Here is a 22,186-nt window from a genome sequence, read left to right on the forward strand (position 1 = left end):
GTGAACAGCCAGTGGCTTGAGGGTACTGTCCGGCACAGACGGAAGTACCCGGTCCAACACGAATTCCGCTACAGCACCGGCATGTTGGCCCTGGATACCGATGAGTGGCACAGCGTGACCCGGCTCAGCCCCCTGTTTTCCCTGGAACGTTTCAACTGGTTGTCGCTCAGGCGAAAGGACTACTTTCGACCGGAAGCCGGCCTTCTGTCAGAAGCGATTCGCGACCATGTCGCTGGAGCCACAGGCTGGCGACCGGACGGCGAAGTGGAACTGATCACCCATCCGCGCTATTTCGGCTACGTGTTCAATCCGGTCAGTTTCTATTTCTGCTATCAGCAGGGGGAACGACCGGAATCAGGCGCGGTTCCCCGGGTCATCGTGGCGCAGATCACCAACACGCCCTGGCACGATCGCCACGTCTACTGCCTGGAAACCCGCGGCAGCGAGGCTAATCAGGCCGGATGGCGAACCGAACGGTTCGGTTTCAGCAAGCGCTTCCACGTGTCGCCGTTTAACGGTATGGACCAGCAATACGAATGGACCTTCAGTTTCCGGGGACGTGAGCTGCGCATTCACATGAATGTGTTCGAGGAGGGACGAAAGCATTTTGATGCCACTCTGGTAGTCCAACGCACCCCTCTCACTCGTAAAGATGTGCATAAAAGTCTTCGAAAGTTTCCGCTGGAAGCGTTCAAGGTGGTCGCCGGAATCTACTGGCATGCCCTCAAGCTGAAGCTCAAGGGCGCGCCCTTCTACACACACCCGGACAAACTTTCTGAAGACGACCCGGCCCATCGCCGGGGGCATGACGACGCCGGGCTGGACGTTACCGACCCGGACCATAACGACGAGACTCCTGGCCAGATACGTGGCCAAACGCGTGGAAGGGTAAGTTCATGGAGAACCTGAATACCTCGGTTGAAAAGTCCTCATCCAGTGCCAGCAGCCTGCCGGTGCTGAGCCGCTTCGCCCGGGCCCTGGTCATCCAGCAGTTGCAGTTACTGCAGGATGGTCGGCTTACTGTGCGCGAGCCAGGCTTCGACGATCTGGTGTTTGGCGATGGCGATAACCACTATCCGCCAGCAGAACTCCACATACACGACCACAGCACCTGGCGCGACCTGCTTACCGGCGGCAGTGTCGGCGCGGCCGAAGCGTTTGTCGCTGGCGACTGGTCTACCCCGGACCTGGTGGCCCTGCTCCGCTTCTTCAGTCGCAACGTCGATCGCATGAACCAGTTCGAGGACCGCTTCAGTTGGGTCACCAAGCCCGCACTGAAGGGCCTGCACTGGCTGAACCGCAACACCAAAGAGGGTTCCCGCAAGAACATCAGCGCCCACTACGATCTGGGCAATGAACTGTTCGAGGCGTTCCTTGACCCGACCATGATGTATTCGTCGGCAATCTATCCTAGCGCAGAGTCAACCCTGGAAGAGGCCGCCGTCCACAAACTCGACACTATCTGTCGCAAGCTCGATCTGAAGCCAGGCGACAAGGTCATCGAGATCGGTACCGGCTGGGGCGGATTCGCCATCCATGCGGCCAAGCACTATGGCTGTCACGTGACCACCACCACAATCTCACGAGAGCAGTTGGAGCTGGCCAAGCCCCGCGTTCACGATGAAGGCCTGGAGGACAGCATTACCCTGCTTTTCGACGACTACCGCGACCTTGAGGGCCAGTTCGACAAGCTGGTTTCCATCGAGATGATCGAAGCCGTCGGCCCCCAGTTCCTGGACAGTTACTTCTACCAGATCAATGCGTTGCTGAAACCCGACGGGCTCGCGCTGGTACAGGCCATCAACATGCCGGAGCAGCGTTACCTCCGCGCCCTCAAGAACGTCGATTTCATTCAGCGGTTCATCTTTCCTGGCAGCTTTATTCCGTCATTCGGGGCCATTCTCGAATCGGTGCGCAACGAAAGTAATCTCGTGCTGACCCACGCGGAGGATATCGGCTTTCATTACGCCCGCACGCTCAGGGACTGGTGCAACCGGTTCATGGCCCAGCGGGCGCATCTCGCTGAACTGGGGTACGACGAGGCCTTCGAACGCCTCTGGCACTTCTATTTTGCCTACTGCGAGGCGGGCTTCAGTGAAAGGGCCATTGGTGTATCCCAGCTGGTGTTCGCCAAGCCCGGCAACAAACGTGACAATATTCTTAGCGTATGATTGCGTCAGAAACCGCTCGTAACGTTTTGAACTTCGTGCTGTTCCAGGCGGGGTGGTTCGCGTGCGTTTTGTACCCGAACCTGCTCGGCGCCGTCATCGTACTGTTGTTCCTGGCACTGCACTTTGCTCTGGTCAGCCAGCACCGCTTCACGGAGTTGCAGTTTATCGGCCTGGGCACCGTGGCCGGTTCGATACTGGATGGCATCTGGTTTCGTACGGGCATCCTGGACGATGGCAGCGGCGAGGTCGCGCTCACGCCGCCCTGGCTGGTGGCAATCTGGGCCATTTTCATGACCACCCTCAGCCACTCGCTGGACTGGGTAAGCCGGAAAGCGTGGCTTCCGTTTGTGCTGGCGCCCATCGCCGGGCCCTTCGCTTACTGGTCGGCCAGCCAATTGGGTGCCGTTGAATTGCCGTCACTGACCCCGTCGCTGGTCGCCCTGGCGCTGGGATGGCTGGTGGTATTTCCCCTGCTTCTTTACGCCCGTAAAACCCTGTATCCGGAGTTGGTCCCATGAACACCCGCGCCGTGCTGGCCGCATTTGGGCTTACAGGAATGCTCGCAACACTTCCATCCCATGCCTCGGACATGCGCTTTACCGGCACCGCCAAAGCCGATGACGGCGCCGTGCTCTATACCGAGCGCCATCAGGTAGCCGGTCACTGCGAGGGGGACCTGTTTCGGCCGGTAAAGCACGAGGTTGCCTACCTCGAGCCCGACTCGGACCAGCCTTTTGCGACCAAGAATCTCGGCTATAAGACATCGGTGATCCGGCCAACGGTGGAGTTTGCCCAGCCCGACTTCAATGAGCGCATGGAGATTCGTTACCCGCAGCCGCAGCAGCTGAGCATCCGCTGGAATACGCCAGGGTCAGGCGACGACATCGAAAACTTTTCGGTGGCGTTTACGGACAAGACGGTGGTGGATGCGGGCTTCGATAACTTTGTTCGCCAGAACTGGGAAGCCGTGCTGGCCGGCAAGTCCATCGAGTTTCGCTTTCTGGCCCCCACCCGCGGCGAACATTACGCTTTCGTGCTGGAACCCGTCGAGAATCGGGAAATCGAGGCAAAGCACGTGCTGCAGATCCGACCAACCGGAATGGTGCTTCGCTTCCTGGTGGACCCTATTGTCCTGGGTTACAACGAAAACGGGGCACTGACGGACTACCTGGGCCTGACCAACATCCGCAAGAACGCGGACGAAAACTACACCGCTCACATCCGCTATTCCGTTGAGACCTACCCGGATTGTGAACTGACTCCGTGAATCCGTCTCCCCTGCCAAGGCCGTAACCCCGGGCCGTTGTGGTAAACTCCGGCGGAAGCCAAAGCCGGAGAGTGTTTTAAAATGATGTTCGTGTCGTTCAACGTCAACAGTATCCGAACCCGCCTGCACCAGCTCGAAGCCGTAATTGAAACCTTCTCACCAGATGTAATCGGGCTTCAGGAAACCAAGGTCCAGGACGAGGACTTTCCGGCAGAGGCCGTGCGCGAACTCGGCTATCACGTGCACTTCCATGGACAGAAAACCCATTACGGCGTTGCCCTGCTTTCGAAATCCGAACCCGAGCATGTACAGAAGGGCTATCCCTGGGACGGGGAGGACTCACAGCGGCGCCTGATCACCGGGCAGTTCAGCGTCAATGGCGAGCGGCTCACGGTGGTGAACGGGTACTTTCCCCAGGGTGAGAGCCGGGACCACCCGGTGAAATTTCCCGCCAAGGAAAAGTTTTACGCCGACCTGATGCGCTACCTCGACGAACTGAACAAGGCCGGCGGCTACGTTGTGGTAATGGGCGACATGAATATCTCTCCCACAGACCGCGACATCGGCATCGGTGCCGACAACGCCAAGCGCTGGTTACGCTCCGGCAAATGCTCTTTCCTGCCCGAGGAACGGGAGTGGCTGGCCCAGGTTGAGGCGCTTGGCTATACCGATGTCTTCCGTCACCTGCATCCGGAAGAGGCAGACACCTTCAGCTGGTTCGATTACCGCAGCAAGGGCTTCGAGCGGGACCCCAAGCGCGGCCTGCGTATTGATCTGATCATGGCCAGCGACAGCCTGCTGCCGAAGGCCAGACAGTCTGGCGTTTCCTACGATATCCGGGCCATGGAGCGGCCGTCCGACCATTGTCCTGTCTGGGCGAGCTTCGAGCTCTGAACATTGCCCGGCGCGACATGAAAAAACTCAAAACCCGCGACCGTATCCTCCAGACCAGCCTGGCGCTGTTTAACAGCGTCGGCGAACCCAATGTCACCACTCTGCTGATTTCCGATGAGCTGGATATCAGTCCCGGCAACCTCTATTACCATTTCAAGAGCAAGGGCGATATCGTCGAGGAACTGTTCGACGAGTACGAACGGGAAATGATGGATCTACTCGGGGTGCCTGAAGATGCCGATATCACCCTGGACCAGCAGGGTTTTTTCCTGCATTTGCTGTTCGAGACGGTCGCGCGCTATCGGTTTCTCTATCAGGATCTGGTCAATGTGCTGGCTCGCTACGATCAGCTGCGGGTGCGCTTCAAGCGCATTCAGAAGAAAAAGGCGCTGGCATTCCGGATTATCTGCGACAGTTTCCGGCGCCAGGGGATGATGTCCATCGAGCCGGAGGAACTGGATTCCCTGTGTGAACAGCTCACCCTGACAGCATGTTACTGGAGTGCCTTCGATACCCTCTCCCATCTGGACGACCGGGAATCTGTCAATCCCGGCCGCGGCGTGTACCAGATGATGCATCTGGTTTTGCCTTACCTGGCGCCTGAACAACGGGAAGAGGCTCGTCTGATGAGCCGGGATTATCTGTAAGGCGGGCTACTCCTATTCCTCTTCGTCGTCGCCTGCCCTGTCCTTCAGTCTGGACAGTTCCGCCTCCAGGGCTTCGATGCGACGCTCCAGGGATTCGATTTCTTCCCGACGATGAATGCCCAGACGTTTGAGCGCCCCGGACACTCTCTCATCGAACATGTGTTCAAGGCGATCCCAGGTGCCCGTCGCCCGCTCGCGAACACCTTCCACCCGGTCTTCCACGGACTTGATCTGTTTTTCGACCACGCCCCGCGTTTTGCTTTCCAGTTGTTCGCCTTCCTGAACAAGCCGATCAAAAAAGCGCCCGGTGTCTTCTTCTGCCTTGGTATAGGCTCCCAGACCCGCAAGCCAGATCTGGCGGGCGGAATCCTTGATTTTTGCCGCCAGCTGCGGATCGTTTTCCGGTTTTTTGTCGCTTTCGTCAGACATACAACAACCTCGGGGTGGGAATCTTTCTGTGACACCGGCCATTGTATTACAGGTCTCTGCGGATTTCAGTCGGCCTGAGACGCGCGCAGTGAAAGGCCGCAGTATAAAGACGCATTCGATATGAAAAAATGTTTTCAAACGAATCCGGCTCTCGCTTGAAGTGTTCAAAATATAGTCAATACTTCCCTGTACCGACATCCCTGCTGATGTCGGTTTGTCTGGAAGTCTTTCATGGATACTACTCGCACGCCTCTGCCCGGCAATTTTGCCGGGCTTTTTTTTGGCAATATTGCCTCCAGATATATGCTTATTCCATAATTGACAGGAATCGCTTCTGGAGATTTGCCTATGATTGATATTGCCTGGAACAATTTCACGCCCTGGTCCGCCCTCGGCGGCAGCATTCTGATTGGCCTGGCGGCCGCCAGCTTCATCCTGCTCAATGGCCGTATTGCCGGCATCAGCGGTATTCTTGGCGGGCTTCTTACGCCGGCAAAGGACGATATCCTCTGGCGCCTCGCCTTCCTTGGCGGGCTTGTTGGTGCCCCCCTGCTCTGGCTCCTCGTTGCCGACCTGCCCCCGATCCGGATTGAGGCGGGCTATCCCGCTGTGATCATTGCCGGTTTGCTCGTGGGCATAGGCACCCGCTACGGCTCCGGCTGCACCAGTGGCCACGGTGTATGCGGGCTGTCTAGATTATCCGTGCGGTCACTGGCGGCCACCGCCAGCTTTATGGGTGCCGGTTTCGTCACCGTTTATGTGATCCGCCATCTGTTGGGAGTCTGATGCCATGAAATACACACTTGCTTCACTGTTCGCCGGTCTGATCTTCGGGGTCGGCCTGCTGGTATCCGGCATGGCCAACCCCGAAAAGGTACTGGATTTTCTCGATATCGCGGGCCAGTGGGATCCTTCCCTTGCCCTGGTAATGGCTGGCGCCATTCTGGTGGGTATCTTTGCCTTTACCATGGCGCGCCGGCGCACGCTGACGTTCCTCGGTTTCAGCATGAAGCTTCCCTCCAGCACCAAAGTCGACAAGCGCCTGGTGGTTGGTGGACTCACCTTCGGTGTGGGCTGGGGAATCGCCGGATTCTGCCCTGGCCCCGGACTGGTGGCACTGGGAGCCGGCGAAGCCAAAGCGGTGGTGTTTGTGGCTGCCATGGTGGCCGGCATGGCGCTGTTTGAACTGATCGAGCGGCAGCGCGCGAAAGCCTGACCGATTTCTGATACCTTTCTTCGCCATCAGCCTGAAACAGCGGCCGCGGTATGCGATCATGCCTGCATTCCCGTGGCCCAACCCGACGAGGACACCCGATGGATCCCCGAAAAATTGACGACACCCTTTCCGTAGCCCCCCAGATTTCGGTAGACGACGTGGCCGAGGCCGCGCGCCTCGGCTTCCGAACCCTGGTGGCCAACCGACCTGATCATGAGGAACCCGGCCAGCCGCCGATGTCCGAACTGGAAGCCGCCGCCCGCAACCATGGCCTCAACTGGGTATACATGCCGGTCGAGTCCGGCAACATCACCGATCAGGACGTGGACCGCTTCGCCCCAATGATCCGTGACGCCGAGAAGCCCGTACTGGCCTTTTGTCGGTCAGGCACCCGCTGCACGGTTCTGTGGGCTCTGAGCGCGGCCCGCCACACCCCCGCCAACGAGATTTTCACCAAGGCTCGCGGCGCCGGGTATGATATCGCTGGTCTGGCGCCCCGCATGGCCCAACAGGCGTCCAGGCAGGACTGACATCCCAAGAGCTAACCACGGTCAGGATCAACCACATGCGATATAAAGGTTCCGAGAACTTCAGCCACAACCAGCCCGAACGACTCGGGGTGCTGGTTACCAACCTGGGCACGCCGGATGCGCCAACAACCTCGGCCCTGCGTCGGTACCTCGCTGAATTTCTATCGGACCCACGGGTGGTTGAGCTGCCCCGCCCGCTCTGGTGGCTGATCCTGCACGGGGTGATTCTGCGCATCAGGCCGAGGCGCAGTGCTCAGGCTTATGCCGGCGTATGGCAGCCGGATGGGTCGCCGCTGCTCATTCACACGGCCAAACAGGCAGAAGGTATCCGGGAGGCCCTCAAGGCCAAGTATGGCCCCGACGTGGTGGTGGGTTTTGCCATGCGCTATGGCAATCCATCCATACCACGGGTTCTGGACGAGATGCAGGAGCAAGGTGTCCGGAAATTGCTGGTGCTGCCCCTCTACCCCCAGTATTCGGCGTCTACCTCGGCTTCTACGTTCGATGCCATTGCAAAGGATTTCAGCAAGCGTCGCTGGCTCCCGGATTTCAGGTTTGTCTCTCACTACCCTGACTACCCGCCTTACATCGAGGCCATGGCCCGCCATATCGAGGCGCACTGGGCCAACCACGGACGCAACCAGAAGCTGGTATTCTCCTATCACGGGGTGCCGCTGAAATACCTGACCAAAGGCGACCCCTACCATTGCGAATGCCACAAGACCTCGCGGCTGCTGGCCGAACGCCTTGGTCTGGGACGGGAAGACTACCTGACCACCTTCCAGTCCCGATTTGGCAAGGAAGAGTGGCTGAAACCCTACACTGACGAGACCCTCAAGGCGCTCCCCGGCCAGGGCACCAAGTCGATCGACGTGTTCTGCCCGGGTTTTTCCTCGGACTGCCTGGAAACGATCGAGGAGATCAACGAAGAAAATCGGGAATACTTCATGGAAGCCGGCGGGGAAGCGTTCAGTTACATCACGGCTCTCAATGCCACACCCGGACACATTGACGCCCTGGTGCAACTGATTGAGGAAAACCTGCAGGGCTGGCAGAAGCCTGCTAACGAACCGGAAGATCTGTCAGCGCGACAGCAGCGCGCCGATGCGCAGAAAGACCTGACCTATCCGGGCCGGGATCTCTGATTCCGGTTCGGCCGCCGTCTTTGGGCATCATCTACTGCAGGGTTTGGGGAATTCGGGGAATCTGGAGAGGAAGAAAGGAAAAATGGCGGTGGGCCAGGGATTCGAACCCCGGGAGGGCTACTAACCCTCGGCGGTTTTCAAGACCGCTGCATTCAGCCACTCTGCCAGCCCACCGTTTTTCCATTGCTACCGTTGCGACAGCGGTGTGCATGATACCGGAATTGCCTGTGCTGTCAACGCTCTGCATAAAACCCCCCGTATTTTTCAACATTAACGGTTTTTAATGGAATCCGGGAACAAGTTTCCTGTCGTAAATGATTGAAAGTTGCGTATCTGACATTATGATGGGAATCAGTATCCAGTCGTTATAAACGGAGATGACAATGGAAGACAGACGATTCGGCGTTCAGAACTCTCAGGGAGCCTATTCAACTCCCCAGACCGAACGCGCGACCGCGGGTATCAGCGATGATGCCATGAAGGTGTTGCGTAACACCTACATGCTCCTTGGCATGACCCTCGCCTTTTCGGCACTCACCGCGTTCCTGAACATGAACGGAACCCATCCGGGCTTCCTGATCACCATTGTGGGATACATTGGCCTGCTGTTCGCCACCTACAAACTGAAGAATAGCCCCTGGGGCATCCTGACCACCTTCGCACTCACCGGTTTCATGGGCTACACCCTTGGGCCGATCATTGGCGCGTTCGTGGCCGCTGGAGCTTCCCAGATCGTCGCTCAGGCGCTGACCCTCACCGCTGTTGCTTTCGTGGGTCTGTCCGCCACCGCGATCATCACCAAGAAAGACTTCAGCTTCATGTCCAGCTTCCTGACCGCCGGCGCGTTCGTGCTGATCGGCGCCATGGTACTGGCCTTCATTATGGAGAGTTCAGCGCTGCATCTGGCTGTTTCCGCAGGCTTTACAATCTTTGCCTCCATCATGATCCTTTTCGAGACCAGCCAGATCATCAAGGGCGGCGAGCGCAATTACATTATCGCCACCGTTGGCCTGTACGTGTCCATCTACAATCTCTTTGTGAGCCTGCTGCACCTGCTCTCTGCCTTCAGCGGCGAAGACTGAGACAGGCTCATCGGCCTCGCATACGAGCCCCGGCAGTTGCCGGGGCTTTTGCTTTAGGTACACTGAAAGCCTCGAACCCCGATCCACGCCCCGAACCCAAAGAACGGTAATCATGGCCGCCACTGATCGCGACTCCTTCACCCTGGTAATTACCGGTGCGCCTTACGCGTCACAGGCGCCCCAGACCGCCCTGGCCTTTGCCCGGGCAGCGCTGGAGGCGGGCCACCGGATAGACCGGGTTTTTCTGTATGGCGAAGGCGTACATCTGGCCTCGGCGCTCAGTACACCTCCATCCGACGAAACCCACTGGCCCAGGGAGTGGGCGAGCTTCCTGCAGGCGCAGGAAATTCCGGGCATTGCCTGTATCGCTTCAGCGTTGCGTCGTGGCCTGGTGGATGAGTCGGAACAGCTGAGATACGAGCTTTCCTCCCACAACCTGCTCTCCCCGTTCCAGATTGCCGGTCTCGGGGAGTGGGTTGAAGGCCGCATCAAGTCCACGCGCACACTCTATTTCCACGGCGGGAGCTGACCATGAGCACGCTGATCGTAATCGACCAGGCACCCTACGGCAGTTGGGCTGGCCGAGAGGCACTGGATATGACGTTTTCACTGGCGGCCTTTGACCAGGAGGCGGCCTTGCTCTTCACCGGGCCTGGCGTGAACTGGCTCCGGAAGGCTCAGCAGGCATCAGAAATCGGCCAGAAAACCGTGGAAAAGAACCTGGCCGCAGCACCGGTGTTCGGTATTGAAGCGATCATGGCTGACCGCTCGGCCTGCGCTCGCTACGGCCTGAGTGAGGCGTCGTTGATCGCAGGCGTCACCCTGGTGGACCAGTGTCCGGACCTGTACCGACAATACGATCACACAGCGTTCGCAGGTTAAACCATGGCCGAGTATCCAACCCTGCACATTCTGAACAAAGCCCCGGAGCATCCCCGCACCGCACAATGCCTTGCGGCGCTGGCGCCGGAAGATGCCCTGCTTATGATTGAAAACGGCACCCTGCTCCTCGCCACCCAGGGCGTGCCAGCCACGTGTCAGCTGTTCGCATTGGCGCCGGATATTCAGGCCCGCGGGCTACGGGTGGACACCAAACAGATGAAAGCGGTGGATTACAGCGACATGGTATCGCTATCACTGGCGGCAAAACGGGTAATCAGCTGGTAAGGCCTATGACGAACCCAACGATGCCACAGCGCAACAACGAGGGCTTTCTTGAGGATGCGTACGCCTGGGATGAGCAGGTTGCGGAAGTCATTGCCTCAGAGGATGGCCTTTCGTTGAACGAAAAACACTGGGAAATCTTGCACTTCCTGAGGGATTTTTACAAAGAGCATGAGATGTCACCGCCATCAAACCGACTATTCGTGAAGGCGGTCAAGGAAGCGCTGGGCGAAGACCGGGGCAACAGCATCTACCTGATGCAGCTGTTCCCGGGTACGCCGGCCAAAACAGCCTGCAGGATCGCCGGCCTGCCCCGGCCTACGAACTGCCTGTAGACTCTCCCGCGGTCCGGGCGTCGCTCCGGCTCCGCTCAAGGTCGGCCGCCGATCCGAGAAAACTGCTCAGTCCGTTCTCAAAGAGCCCCGAGCCGAACTTCAGAAACTGGCGCGTGGATTCCTTCACGGTGCCGTCCCAGGCGGTTTCTGGCAGTTCTCGGAGACTCTCGGCCACGCCCTTCTTTACGCCCCGCGACACCGCCGGCTCTATGGCCTGCCCGGCTTCAATCAGAGACGCCACCTTCTGGTCCAGATAGGGCCTGACCACCAGCCGCCAGAACCCCCAGAGCGTCATCAGAACCACGCCCGCTGTGGCCACTATCTGTATTGTCAGCATCGTCCAGAAAGACATAGTGCCTCCTCCTCAATGTGTAAATCAGCCAGTACTGCGACCTCTGAAACAACCGATCACAGAACCGACAGAGATGCGAACTGTAGAAGACCGGCCAGGGCGCCGAGAATACCGCCCACAACCATCAACTGGACCTCCTCCTCACGGAACGCCGGGCGAAGGATATCCTGGAACTCGTGAGGCTTGAGGGCCTTCATCTGGCTGGCAAGGACAGAGGCCACCACCGGCGCCCGCTCGCGGTTGAAGGCCGGGTCGCTGAACACGTCTCGGGTAGCCAGCACGGCCTTCTGGTTCATCACCTTTTTCAGCTCGGTGTAGCCTGTCATACCCACAGTTACCTGGGCCGTTAGCTTCATCACCACGGAATTGTCGAGCAGAGGCCTGAGATGCTTCTGGATGATCGCCCTGGTGCGATCGCCGTGCTTGCCGTTAATCATGGCATCGGCGACTTTCTCGACGGTAATCAGCTCTTCGGCAACCAGCTTCGCCCAGATATCGCTGATCTCCGACTGCCGGCGCAGGAAAAGGCCCTGGAGTTTCCAGAACAGAATACGGCGCGGTTTGAGCGGAGCGAAAATCAGGTTGATGGCAATCCAGTTGGTGACGAAGCCCACGACAAAACCACCCACCGGCAACAGCCACGGTTCGGGAAAACGGGTCCACAGCGGCACCAGCAATGCCCCGAGAAGGCCGCCGATCACCGCACCGCGGCGGATGACCGATTGCAGCTCTACGGCACCCGCCTGCTTGAAAATCCGGTTCATGATATCCGGATGCCGCTCCAGCTCCCGGCTGAGCAGCGCCTTGAGGTCGACGAGTTCGTTCAGGTCATCTCCGAAATCCTCCACCAGTTCCTCGACACGGGAGGGTAGCTGCTCCCGTGCCCACTGGTAGATGCGGTTCCGGACGAAGAGCGGCAGGTTGTCCCACAGCACCGGCTGGATCTCGTACATCACTTCATCAATGTACTCGTCCATCCTTGGGGTTACCTGGGAAATAACCTGCTCAACGATGCGCTGGGGCTCGAGCTGCCGGTAAACCGCATTCAGATCCCCGAACTGCTGCAGCGTGCGATCGATGCAGATGTGGGCCATTTTCTCGGCCTTGCGGGGAATAACGCCCTGCCAGCCGATCAATCCAACGCCAACGAACTGGACCGGATAGAACGACATCTGGATGGCCAGCCAGTTGGTGAGCCAACCGACCACGGCCGCCATGATGGGCACGGAAAGAAGTGCAGCGTCGAACAAGTTTGACCCCGGTCTGAGAATGAAATCGGTTCGGCCACTCAACGGCCAGCCAGGACAGACCGCATGGTAACCGTCTGCCGTTTCTGTTTATGTGACGCATGATGAAGTAATTGAAAAGTCACAACATTGGCCGTGCAGCCAGTAACAGACGGGAATTGCGGCAGATAGCCGTGAACTTTAACGCGGATGGGCGCCGGCATCGCGCCCTCCGCGGGCGCGATCGGCGAAGAGAAACCGATTACTGGTAGTAAGCGTTCTCAGTGTAGGAGTGGTCGGTAACGTCTCGTACCGCGGTAATTTCCGGAACCCGCTCCTTGAGAGTGGACTCGACGCCCTGTTTGAGGGTCAGACTGACGGCAGAACAGCCCTGGCAGCCACCACCAAATCGCAGAACCGCAACCGACTCGTCAACGATTTCCACCAGGGACACATCGCCGCCGTGCGCGGCCAGGTTGGGATTGATCTCGGACGCCAGCACGTAGTTAACGCGATCCGGTAGCGGTGCATCGTCGTCGATCTTCGGCACCTTGGCGTTCGGGGCCTTGATGGTCAGTTGGCCGCCCATCTGATCCTTGGAGTAATCCACGTAGGCTTCCTCCAGGAACGGCACCGAGTTGTGATCCAGGTACAGCGTGAACTTCTCGAGATCCAACTGTTCGTCAGTCGGTACCACCTCGTTGGGCGGACAGTAAGCCAGACAGGTTTCTGCGTGCTTGGTGCCGGGCTGGGTAACAAAGATGCGTACGCCCATACCCTCAACGTCCTGCTTTTCGATCAGTTGTGCGAGGTAATCCCTCGCGGAATCAGTCACAGTAACCAGTGCCATGTTTCCAACCCATTTGAAAGTTTGACTTCATTTTAAGTGAGTTCGCGGGAACATGAAAGACCAAGTAAAATAGTCGGGCTTTACCGGCGTAATGAATTTCCCCTACGAAAGCTCATGTCGGGAAAGCAATTGATAATCGTCATTCGTACTAAGACGGGCTTTGGCATTTTTGCTATGATCCCGCGCCTCTGACTTTGACAGATATTCGATAAAGCGCCTTAACCGACACCCGGAAGTAAACCTATGACCGACCGTACCACCCGTCTCAACCAGCTCCACATGGCCCTGCAGGAAAGAATCGTGATCCTGGATGGCGGTATGGGCACCATGATCCAGAACCTGAAGCTGGATGAGCAGGCGTTCCGGGGCGATCGGTTTGCGGATTATGACCAGGAGGTCCAGGGCAACAACGACCTGCTCAACCTCACCCAGCCCGCCCTGCTCCGCAACATTCACGCGGATTACCTGGATGCCGGCGCGGACATTATCGAGACCAACACCTTTAACTCCACCCGGCTGTCCCAGGCCGATTACGGGCTTGAGGTGATTGCCAAAGAGCTGAACGTGGCGGCGGCAGAGCTGGCCCGGCAGGTCGCGGACGAGTACACCGCCCGGAATCCGGCCAAACCACGCTTTGTTGCCGGCGCGGTCGGGCCAACGTCACGAACCGCGTCTATCTCACCGGACGTTAACAACCCCGGCTACCGCAATGTCGATTTCCAGACCCTGGTAGACAACTATTACGAGGCGGTTGAAGGCCTGGTGGAAGGCGGCTGCGACCTGATCCTGATTGAAACCATTTTTGACACCCTCAACGCCAAGGCAGCGATCTACGCCACCCAGCAGTACTTCGAAGACAGCGGTACCGAGCTGCCGATCATGATCTCCGGCACCATTACCGATGCCTCTGGCCGCACCCTGTCTGGCCAGACCACCGAAGCCTTCTGGAACTCCGTCGCCCACGCCAAACCCATTTCCGTGGGCCTGAACTGCGCCCTGGGCGCCGATGCCCTGCGCCCCTACGTCGAAGAGCTGTCGAACAAGGCAGAAACCTACGTCAGTGCCCACCCCAACGCCGGCCTGCCCAATGAATTCGGCGAGTACGACCAGACGCCGGAGGAGATGGCCGAGATTATTGAGGGGTTTGCCCGGGACGGCTTCCTGAACATCATCGGCGGCTGCTGCGGTTCACGACCGGACCATATCGAAGCCATCGCAAAAGCCGTGGCCAAATATCCGCCCCGGAAAATTCCCGAACGCCCCAAGGCCCTGCGCCTGTCTGGCCTTGAGCCATTCACCGGCGACGACAACGTGCTGTTCATCAACGTCGGTGAGCGCACCAACGTGACCGGCTCCAAGCGCTTCCTTCGGCTGATCAAGGAGGAACAGTACGAAGAGGCCCTGAGCGTTGCGCGCGATCAGGTGGAGAACGGCGCCCAGATCATTGATATCAACATGGACGAGGGCATGCTGGAGTCCAAGGAAGTGATGGTCACGTTCCTGAACCTGGTAGCCTCGGAGCCGGACATCTCCAAAGTGCCCATCATGATCGATTCCTCCAAATGGGATGTGATTGAGGCCGGCCTGCGCTGCATCCAGGGCAAGGCCGTCGTCAACTCCATCAGTCTCAAGGAAGGCGAGGAAGAGTTCATCAAGCGCGCCCGCGACTGCATGCGCTACGGCGCCGCGGTTGTGGTCATGGCGTTTGACGAAAAGGGCCAGGCCGACACCTACGAGCGCAAGACGGAGATCTGCAAGCGCTCCTACGAGGTGCTCACGGGCATTGGTTTCAATCCAGCCGACATCATCTTCGACCCGAACATCTTCGCCATTGCCACCGGCATCGAAGAGCACAACAACTACGCGGTGGACTTTATCAACGCCACCCGTTGGATCCGGGAGAACCTCCCCCACGCCTCCATCTCCGGCGGCGTAAGTAACGTGTCCTTCTCGTTCCGTGGCAACGACGTGGTCCGCGAGGCCATTCATTCGGTGTTCCTGTATCACGCCATCAAGGCCGGCATGAACATGGGCATCGTCAACCCCGGCCAGTTGGTGATCTACGACGAGATTGACCCGGAACTCAAAGAGCTGGTGGAAGACGTCGTCCTGAACCGGCGCGGCGATGCCACTGACCGCCTGCTGGAGATCGCAGAGCGATACAAGGGCAAAGGCGGCAAGACCCAGGAGGAAGACCTCGCCTGGCGTGAGTGGCCAGTCGAGAAACGTCTCGAGCATGCCCTGGTAAAAGGCATCACCACCTACATCATCGAGGATACCGAGGCGTGTCGGCAGAATGCAGACCACCCGATCGAGGTGATCGAAGGGCCTCTGATGGATGGCATGAACGTGGTCGGCGACCTGTTCGGCGACGGCAAGATGTTCCTGCCGCAGGTGGTGAAAAGTGCCCGCGTCATGAAGCAGGCGGTCGCCCATCTGATCCCCTATATTGAGGCCGAGAAAACCGAAGGCCAGCAGGCCAAGGGCAAGATCCTGATGGCCACGGTGAAGGGCGATGTCCACGACATCGGCAAGAACATCGTCGGCGTGGTGCTGCAGTGCAACAACTACGAAGTAATCGACCTGGGCGTAATGGTGCCCTGCGACAAGATCCTGGACGCCGCTAAAGAGCACAATGTCGATCTGATCGGTCTGAGCGGACTGATCACCCCTTCCCTGGACGAGATGGTGCACGTGGCCCGTGAAATGCAGCGGCTCGATTTCAACATCCCGCTGATGATCGGCGGCGCCACCACCTCCAAGGCGCACACGGCGGTCAAGATTGAGCCCCAGTACAAGAACGACATTGCCCTGTACGTCTCGGACGCCTCGCGCTGCGTGAATGTGGCGTCGCAGCTACTCAGCAAGACCGCCAAGCCCGACTTTGTCAGCGCGGCCCGCACCGAATACGACGAGATACGGGAACGGCGCAAGAACCGGGGCGAGCGCACCAAGCTGGTATCGCTGAAGGAAGCCCGCGAACGTGCGCCGGAGATCGCCTTTGAGGGTTACCAGCCTCCCAAGCCGGCCTTTACCGGCGTTCGGGTGTTTGAGGAATATGACCTGGAAGAGCTGGTCGACTACATCGACTGGACGCCCTTTTTCCTGTCCTGGGACATTTCCGGAAAATACCCGGCTATTTTTGACGACCCCAAGCGCGGCGAGGCGGCCCGGAACCTGTTCGACGACGCCCAGAAAATCCTGAGGCGGATGATCGACGAGAAGCGGGTCACTGCCCGTGGCGTCATCGGTTTCTGGCCGGCGAATCGGCGCGGGGACGACATCGTGCTTTATACCGACGACAGCCGGAGTAAGGAGCTCACCACCCTGCACCACCTGCGTCAGCAGGACGACAAGGCACCCGGCAAGCCAATGATGGCGCTCTCGGACTTTGTTGCCCGGGAGGACACGGACACCCTGGATTACGTCGGCGGTTTTGCGGTGACCACCGGCATTGGCGCTGAAGAGTTCTCTGTGGAATTCAAGGACGCCAACGATGACTACAACGCCATCATGGTAAAAGCCCTTGCCGACCGTCTGGCAGAAGCCTTCGCCGAGCGCATGCACGAGCGGGTCCGCAAGGAGTTCTGGGGTTACGCCAACGAAGAGCAGCTCGCAAACGAGGATCTGATCAAGGAGCGGTACCGCGGTATCCGTCCTGCGCCAGGCTACCCGGCCTGCCCGGACCACACCGAGAAAGCAACCCTGTTCAGTCTCCTGCAGGCCACCGAGAATGCCGGTATCGAGCTGACAGAGCATTTCGCCATGTTCCCGGCCGCCGCCGTATCTGGCTGGTATTTCGCCCACCCGGACTCCAAGTATTTCGCCGTGGGCAAGATTGGCGCAGACCAGGTTGAGGACTATGCTAAACGCAAGGGCGTCTCAAAGGCCGACGCCGAGCGCTGGCTGGCTCCCAGCCTGGCTTACGATCCCGCTGAATAGAAGGGTTAGATCGGGAAACCAGAAAGAGGAACGGGTTATGTCAGAATCCACCGGAACAGACAAACAGCGCAATGCGAAACGTCGGGGGCCGGGGGTTCTGAAGGTAATGCAGAGCATTCTGGCCGGCGCTTTCGGGGTGCAGTCCGATAAGCGCCGGGCGGAAGACTTCTCAAGCCACAGCCCGTGGCCCTACATCATCGCCGGCATACTGTTTACGGCGGGCTTTGTGGTGGGCCTGATCGTCATCGTGAAACTGGTGCTGGCCAGTCAGTGACCCTACTGGCCGGACACCCACACCACGGCAAATGCAACGACGAGCATAACCAGCAGAATCGCGGCAACCGCATCTACCTGGCTGTCCGGGCGAGTTGATTTGTTCATATCAGTTTCCTCTTTCCGAGTTTGTTCTCTGGAAGGCCTTCCGTTACTTTCAAGTTAAGCAGTTAATTGATATTCGTCCAGTCCATTGTTCCGCCTGCTTATCGCCTGAATCGATAACTATATTTTGAAATAATCATTTTAAGAATAAAAAGCCGCTGTTATCCTTCCCGGCAGATATAAGGCACCAGCCTGAATATGACGCGTTAAATCAGGATTTCCCCACTATGTACGTATACGATGAACACGATCGGCAAATGGCTGCCGAGAGGGTTGCACAGTTCCGTGACCAGACCGAACGGGCTCTGGCTGGCGAGCTTGCCGAAGATGAGTTTCTTCCCCTTCGTCTGCAGAACGGCCTGTACGTTCAGCGTCTGGCTCCCATGCTCCGGATCTGTGTTCCCTACGGCATGTTGCGCTCTGACCAGCTGCGCAGGCTTGCCCGCATTACCCGGGACTACGACAAGGGCTACGCCCACTTCACCACCCGTCAGAACGTACAGCTGAACTGGCCGGCGCTGGAAGATGTGCCTGATATCCTGGCGGAACTGGCGGAAGTGGAAATGCACGCCAACCAGACCAGCGGTAACTGCATTCGCAACACCACCACCGACCAGTTTTCGGGGGTGCAGTCCGATGAGATTGCCGATCCCCGGCCCTATTGCGAGATTATCCGCCAGTGGTCGACGTTCCATCCGGAATTCGCATTCCTGCCCCGTAAGTTCAAAGTCGCGGTAAATGCGTCCGAGCACACGGATCGGGCCGCTATCCAGGTTCACGACATCGGCCTGCAGATGGTGCGCAACGACGCCGGCGAGCTGGGCTTCCGTGTTCACGTGGGCGGCGGTCTTGGCCGTACGCCGATGGTAGGGCCGGTCATCCGCGAGTTCCTGCCGGAGCTGGATCTGCTCACATATCTGGAAGCGGTACTGCGCGTCTACAACCGCTACGGTCGCCGCGACAACAAGTTCAAGGCGCGGATCAAGATTCTGGTGAAAGCGCTGACCCCCGAGGGCTTTGCTGAAAAGGTGGAGGCCGAGTGGCAGCACATCAAGGATTCCCCTACCCGCCTTACCCGGGAAGCCATTGAGCGCATCCAGGCCTACTTTACCGAGCCTGACTATGCGGACCTGGCGAATGCCACCGATCTTCTGGCAAAGCAGCGTTTTGAGAATCGCGAGTTCGACCAGTGGCTTGCCCACAACGTGGACACCCACAAAAAGCCTGGATATGCCATTGTCACGCTGACCATGAAGAAAACCGGTACACCTCCGGGCGATGTGACCGATCGTCAGCTCGAGCAGATTGCCGATCTGGCGGATGAGTACAGCTTTGGTGAGGTGCGGGTAACGCACCAGCAGAACGTGGTGCTGGCGGATGTGCGCCAGGATCGTCTGCTGGAGCTCTGGCAGGCCATCACCCCCATGGGTTTCGGTACCGCCAACCTGAACACCCTGACTGACGTGATCTGCTGCCCCGGTGGCGACTACTGCGCCCTGGCCAACGCCAAGTCCATTCCGGTGGCCGAGGCCATCCAGCGCAAGTTCGACGACCTGGATTACCTCTACGACCTGGGCAACATCGACCTGAACATTTCCGGCTGCATGAATGCCTGTGGCCACCACCATGTGGGCAACATCGGTGTGCTTGGCGTGGACAAGAAAGGTGAGGAGTTCTACCAGATCAGCCTGGGCGGCTCCTCCCACCACGATGCTGCCATCGGGAAAATCCTCGGGCCCTCGTTTGCCCGGGAAGAAATGCCCGAGGTCATTGCCAAGATCATTGATGTGTATGTCGACAAGCGCACCGAAGAGGAAACCTTCCTCGACACCTACCGGCGCGTTGGAATTGATCCTTTCAAGGAGCGGGTTTATGCCTAACGTTATCGCTTCGGATGGCACCATCCGCCAGGACAACTGGGTGGTGGTACCACGCCCCGCCGAGGGCGAATCCCTGGATATTCCCTCCGCTCAGCCTGCGCTGATTCCCGCGGATCTCTGGCTGGCCGGCTACGAGCATTTCACAGGTCGACAGGACATCGGCGTGTGGTTTGACAGCCACGACGAGCCGGAGATCCTGGAAGGTCGCGTGAACGAGCTTCCGGTGATCGCGGTGAACTTCCCCAAATTCAGCGATGGTCGCGGCTACAGCATTGGTCGTTTGCTGCGTGAGCGGTTTGGCTATGTGAATGAGCTGAGAGCCATAGGGGATGTGCTGCTGGACCAGCTGCAGTTCATGAAGCGCTGCGGGTTTGATGCCTATGTGTTGCGTCCCGACAAGGACATTACCAAGGCCCAGCGGTGCCTGAATTTCTTCAGCCAGAGCTACCAGGCAGCCACGGATACCGACATTCCGCTGTTTCGGCGTAGGGCTTCCTGAGTCCCGTTGAACGGAACGAGGAAAGGGGCGTAACAACGCCCCTTTTTTTATTTCCCGAGCTTTTGCTGTACGCGATTATTTTGCGTGATCAAGCACAATCTTCCCGGAAGATTCACCTTTCAGAAATGCTTTCAGTGCCCCATCCAGGTCTTTCCGACCAATATCCCGGGCTGAAGCTTCGGTTTTCGGGCACGCCCACTCACCGGCGAATTTCTTCCAGACCGCCTCTTTTTCCGCCAGTGGAATTTCCACAGAATCGACGCCCAACAGGTTTACCCCACGCAGAATGAACGGCAGCACGGTGGTCTGAAGACCCGGGCCGGCCACGAGGCCACAGCAGGACACCGATCCTCCCGGCTGGATCTGTTTGAGCAGTTCGGCCAGCGGACCACCGCCCACGGTATCCACGGCATTGGCGAAAGCCGGTTTTACCAGGGGTTTCTTTTCCTCCGCCAGCGTGTCGCGACCCAGCACTTCCTTCGCACCCAGGGCCTTCAGGTCGTCGGCATGGTCGGCTTTGCCGCTGATAGCAACAACGTCGAAGCCCAGTTTCGCCAGCAACTCCACCGCCACGGTACCAACCGCACCGGACGCCCCGGTCACCGCAACCCTGCCTTGTTCCGGTTTTGCGCCCATGGTCAGGAGCTTTTGCACGCACAGACCGGCCGTCAGGCCGGCAGTGCCGTAGATCATGGCGGTTCGTGCATTCCAGCCGGACGGCATGGGTACGCACCAGGCGGCCGGAACCCGGATATATTCGCCGAAGCCACCGGCGGTATTCATGCCCAGATCGTAGCCGGTAACGATAACAGGCGTTCCCTGCGCCGGATTGCCAGTGGCCGACTCAACCACCTCACCCGCAGCATCGATACCGGGGGTATGGGGGAAGGTGCGAGTCACCCCCTTGTTGCCGGATGCCGACAGCGCATCCTTGTAGTTCAATGAGGAATGACTGACCCGAACCAGAACCTCCCCCTCTGGAAGATCGGCTGTACTCAAGGTTTGCTCTTTGCCGACGTACTCGCCGCTCTGTTCTTCCACACGCCAGGCTTTGAACTCGGTGTTGGTTGTCATTGTGCTTCCCCGTTGTGATTGGACTACTGGAATTTCTGGTTCCGGAAGACGCCCAGAACTTTCCAGACGGTGTGTTCGAGCGCCACACTGGTGGCCAGCCCGAGCTTTTCCGGAAGGCTACGCTTGCGCTGGTAACTCACCGAGACTACGTCTGCCCGGTCGCAGGCTTCAATCAGATATTCGTCGGATGTCTTAATCTCATCGATCAGTTTTACATCCAGCGCCCGTTTGCCGAACCAGATGTCGCCATTGGCCACCGCCGCGATGTCGAGGTCTGGCCGACGTTCGCTGACGTACTCCTTGAACAGCCCGTGGGTGTCCTCAAGGTCCTCCAGGAACTTCTGGCGGCCTTTGTCGGTATTCTCCCCAAAGATGGTGAGGGTGCGCTTGTGCTCCCCTGCAGTGAGCACCTCGAAATCGACGTCGTTCTTTTTAAGAAACCGGTGGAAATTCGGCAGCTGGGCGACCACGCCGATGGAACCGAGGATGGCGAACGGGGACGCGACAATCCGGTCGGCCACGCAGGCCATCATGTAGCCACCGCTGGCCGCAACCTTGTCGACACAGGCGGTCAGCCGAACACCCTTGCTACGAATGCGGTCCAGCTGTGCGGCCGCCAGACCATAGGAGTGTACGAGTCCACCGCCACTTTCCAGACGGATCACCACTTCGTCCCTTTCCGGATCGGCAACGCTGAGCACGGCGGTAATCGCCCGACGCAGAGGGTCGGTATCGCTGGCCTTGATATCGCCATCGAAGTCGAGCACAAAGACGCGCCCACGGCTTGAGTCCTCGTCTGACTCTTCTTTTTTCTTTTTGCTCGCCTTCTTCTCCAGCTTATCCTTCTTCTTGCGGGCCTTCTCGAACACCTTGCGTTGCTGATCAGACATCAGCCTGGCTTCAATGGCCTCCCGCAACTTCCGGTATTTTTCGTTCAGTTTCCGGATCTTGAGTTCGCCCTCCCCGTCCTGATCGCCACGATCCTTCTGGGCCGCCGATACAACCACCGAGATCACCACCACGGCCGCAATCACGAAGGTGACGATCTTGGCCAGGAACAAACCGTATTCTGTGAGGAACTCCAAGGTGTTTCTCCATCTGTGTG

At 58.6% G+C, this 22,186-nt stretch carries 25 protein-coding genes and 1 tRNA gene; 19 read left to right on the top strand and 7 right to left on the bottom strand.

Translation table 11 applies throughout. From position 1 onward, the window contains the following. From AC0J1C_RS08905 to AC0J1C_RS08930, 6 genes are all read left to right on the top strand, one after another. On the top strand, positions 1–909 hold the full coding sequence (locus AC0J1C_RS08905) for a DUF1365 domain-containing protein (RefSeq protein WP_473043516.1): 909 nt from the start codon (positions 1–3) through the stop codon (positions 907–909). Beyond that, on the top strand, positions 897–2,171 hold the full coding sequence (locus AC0J1C_RS08910) for a class I SAM-dependent methyltransferase (protein ID WP_473043517.1): 1,275 nt from the start codon (positions 897–899) through the stop codon (positions 2,169–2,171). Before AC0J1C_RS08905 ends, AC0J1C_RS08910 begins: the two co-directional genes overlap by 13 nt. Then, positions 2,168–2,689 carry a DUF2878 domain-containing protein gene (locus tag AC0J1C_RS08915; protein WP_375193935.1) on the top strand — a complete coding sequence of 174 codons (522 nt, stop codon included), beginning with the start codon at positions 2,168–2,170 and terminating at the stop codon, positions 2,687–2,689. Before AC0J1C_RS08910 ends, AC0J1C_RS08915 begins: the two co-directional genes overlap by 4 nt. Then, a complete protein-coding gene (locus tag AC0J1C_RS08920) occupies positions 2,686–3,438 on the top strand; it encodes a hypothetical protein (RefSeq protein ID WP_473043518.1) in 753 nt (250 codons plus the stop codon). The genes AC0J1C_RS08915 and AC0J1C_RS08920 overlap by 4 nt, the downstream gene beginning before the upstream one ends. Positions 3,439–3,519: 81 nt before the next feature. Next, entirely contained in the window at positions 3,520–4,332 is an 813-nt protein-coding gene (gene xthA, locus AC0J1C_RS08925) for an exodeoxyribonuclease III (RefSeq protein WP_473043519.1), read from the top strand. 17 nt (positions 4,333–4,349) lie between these two features. Next, positions 4,350–4,979: a TetR/AcrR family transcriptional regulator gene (locus AC0J1C_RS08930; RefSeq protein ID WP_473043520.1), complete on the top strand. Its 630-nt coding sequence runs from the start codon at positions 4,350–4,352 to the stop codon at positions 4,977–4,979. Between the two features lie 12 nt (positions 4,980–4,991). On the opposite strand, the gene AC0J1C_RS08935 is transcribed toward AC0J1C_RS08930, so the two are convergent. Next, positions 4,992–5,408, bottom strand: a complete 417-nt coding sequence (locus tag AC0J1C_RS08935) for a phasin family protein (protein ID WP_375193931.1) — start codon at positions 5,406–5,408, stop codon at positions 4,992–4,994. 348 nt (positions 5,409–5,756) lie between these two features. Between AC0J1C_RS08935 and AC0J1C_RS08940 the strand changes: the two genes are divergently transcribed. From AC0J1C_RS08940 to hemH, 4 genes are all read left to right on the top strand, one after another. Further along, positions 5,757–6,194, top strand: a complete 438-nt coding sequence (locus AC0J1C_RS08940) for a YeeE/YedE family protein (RefSeq protein WP_473043521.1) — start codon at positions 5,757–5,759, stop codon at positions 6,192–6,194. A gap of 4 nt (positions 6,195–6,198) precedes the next feature. Continuing rightward, positions 6,199–6,624: a DUF6691 family protein gene (locus AC0J1C_RS08945; protein ID WP_473043522.1), complete on the top strand. Its 426-nt coding sequence runs from the start codon at positions 6,199–6,201 to the stop codon at positions 6,622–6,624. A 98-nt stretch (positions 6,625–6,722) separates the two neighbouring features. Then, positions 6,723–7,154 (top strand): protein tyrosine phosphatase family protein, encoded by a 432-nt coding sequence (locus AC0J1C_RS08950; protein ID WP_473043523.1) that lies wholly within the window; start codon positions 6,723–6,725, stop codon positions 7,152–7,154. Positions 7,155–7,189: 35 nt separating this feature from the next. Next, positions 7,190–8,299 carry a ferrochelatase gene (hemH, locus tag AC0J1C_RS08955; protein WP_473043525.1) on the top strand — a complete coding sequence of 370 codons (1,110 nt, stop codon included), beginning with the start codon at positions 7,190–7,192 and terminating at the stop codon, positions 8,297–8,299. Between the two features lie 83 nt (positions 8,300–8,382). Here hemH and AC0J1C_RS08960 read toward each other — a convergent pair. Then, a tRNA-Ser gene (locus AC0J1C_RS08960) sits at positions 8,383–8,473 on the bottom strand. A gap of 209 nt (positions 8,474–8,682) precedes the next feature. Between AC0J1C_RS08960 and AC0J1C_RS08965 the strand changes: the two genes are divergently transcribed. The 5 genes from AC0J1C_RS08965 (at position 8,683) to AC0J1C_RS08985 (ending at position 10,880) form a co-directional block, all read left to right on the top strand. After that, a complete protein-coding gene (locus tag AC0J1C_RS08965; protein ID WP_375193024.1) occupies positions 8,683–9,381 on the top strand; it encodes a Bax inhibitor-1/YccA family protein in 699 nt (232 codons plus the stop codon). A 112-nt stretch (positions 9,382–9,493) separates the two neighbouring features. Beyond that, positions 9,494–9,910: a sulfurtransferase complex subunit TusD gene (gene tusD / locus AC0J1C_RS08970; protein WP_473043527.1), complete on the top strand. Its 417-nt coding sequence runs from the start codon at positions 9,494–9,496 to the stop codon at positions 9,908–9,910. Between the two features lie 2 nt (positions 9,911–9,912). Beyond that, entirely contained in the window at positions 9,913–10,263 is a 351-nt protein-coding gene (locus AC0J1C_RS08975; RefSeq protein WP_473043528.1) for a DsrE family protein, read from the top strand. Between the two features lie 3 nt (positions 10,264–10,266). Further along, entirely contained in the window at positions 10,267–10,548 is a 282-nt protein-coding gene (gene tusB, locus AC0J1C_RS08980; protein ID WP_473043529.1) for a sulfurtransferase complex subunit TusB, read from the top strand. 5 nt (positions 10,549–10,553) lie between these two features. After that, positions 10,554–10,880 (top strand): TusE/DsrC/DsvC family sulfur relay protein, encoded by a 327-nt coding sequence (locus tag AC0J1C_RS08985; RefSeq protein ID WP_473043530.1) that lies wholly within the window; start codon positions 10,554–10,556, stop codon positions 10,878–10,880. Here the strand turns inward: AC0J1C_RS08985 and AC0J1C_RS08990 are convergent. The 3 genes from AC0J1C_RS08990 to nfuA all read right to left on the bottom strand — a co-directional run bounded on the left by AC0J1C_RS08990 (position 10,864) and on the right by nfuA (position 13,308). Next, the gene (locus AC0J1C_RS08990) at positions 10,864–11,232 is read right to left on the bottom strand and encodes a hypothetical protein (protein ID WP_473043531.1); all 369 of its coding nucleotides are present in this window, start codon (positions 11,230–11,232) and stop codon (positions 10,864–10,866) included. The two genes, AC0J1C_RS08985 and AC0J1C_RS08990, sit on opposite strands and share 17 nt — an antisense overlap. A 56-nt stretch (positions 11,233–11,288) precedes the next feature. Next, positions 11,289–12,482, bottom strand: coding sequence for a DUF445 domain-containing protein (locus tag AC0J1C_RS08995; RefSeq protein WP_375193018.1), 1,194 nt, complete (start codon positions 12,480–12,482; stop codon positions 11,289–11,291). Positions 12,483–12,720: 238 nt separating this feature from the next. Then, positions 12,721–13,308 carry a Fe-S biogenesis protein NfuA gene (gene nfuA, locus AC0J1C_RS09000; protein ID WP_375193017.1) on the bottom strand — a complete coding sequence of 196 codons (588 nt, stop codon included), beginning with the start codon at positions 13,306–13,308 and terminating at the stop codon, positions 12,721–12,723. Positions 13,309–13,551: 243 nt separating this feature from the next. Between nfuA and metH the strand changes: the two genes are divergently transcribed. The 4 genes from metH (at position 13,552) to AC0J1C_RS09020 (ending at position 20,007) form a co-directional block, all read left to right on the top strand. Beyond that, positions 13,552–17,250 carry a methionine synthase gene (gene metH, locus AC0J1C_RS09005; protein WP_473043532.1) on the top strand — a complete coding sequence of 1,233 codons (3,699 nt, stop codon included), beginning with the start codon at positions 13,552–13,554 and terminating at the stop codon, positions 17,248–17,250. 37 nt (positions 17,251–17,287) lie between these two features. Continuing rightward, positions 17,288–17,524: a DUF2970 domain-containing protein gene (locus tag AC0J1C_RS09010; protein WP_473043533.1), complete on the top strand. Its 237-nt coding sequence runs from the start codon at positions 17,288–17,290 to the stop codon at positions 17,522–17,524. A 331-nt stretch (positions 17,525–17,855) separates the two neighbouring features. After that, complete coding sequence (locus AC0J1C_RS09015; RefSeq protein ID WP_473043534.1) at positions 17,856–19,508, top strand: nitrite/sulfite reductase; 1,653 nt, start codon at positions 17,856–17,858, stop codon at positions 19,506–19,508. Then, positions 19,501–20,007, top strand: coding sequence for a DUF934 domain-containing protein (locus AC0J1C_RS09020; protein ID WP_473043535.1), 507 nt, complete (start codon positions 19,501–19,503; stop codon positions 20,005–20,007). The genes AC0J1C_RS09015 and AC0J1C_RS09020 overlap by 8 nt, the downstream gene beginning before the upstream one ends. Positions 20,008–20,082: 75 nt before the next feature. Here AC0J1C_RS09020 and AC0J1C_RS09025 read toward each other — a convergent pair whose 3' ends face one another. Next, positions 20,083–21,081, bottom strand: coding sequence for a YhdH/YhfP family quinone oxidoreductase (locus AC0J1C_RS09025; RefSeq protein WP_473043536.1), 999 nt, complete (start codon positions 21,079–21,081; stop codon positions 20,083–20,085). A gap of 23 nt (positions 21,082–21,104) precedes the next feature. After that, complete coding sequence (sohB, locus tag AC0J1C_RS09030; protein WP_473043537.1) at positions 21,105–22,166, bottom strand: protease SohB; 1,062 nt, start codon at positions 22,164–22,166, stop codon at positions 21,105–21,107. Positions 22,167–22,186: the final 20 nt, after the last annotated feature.

It is taken from the genome of Marinobacter sp. E2, assembly GCF_055755345.1.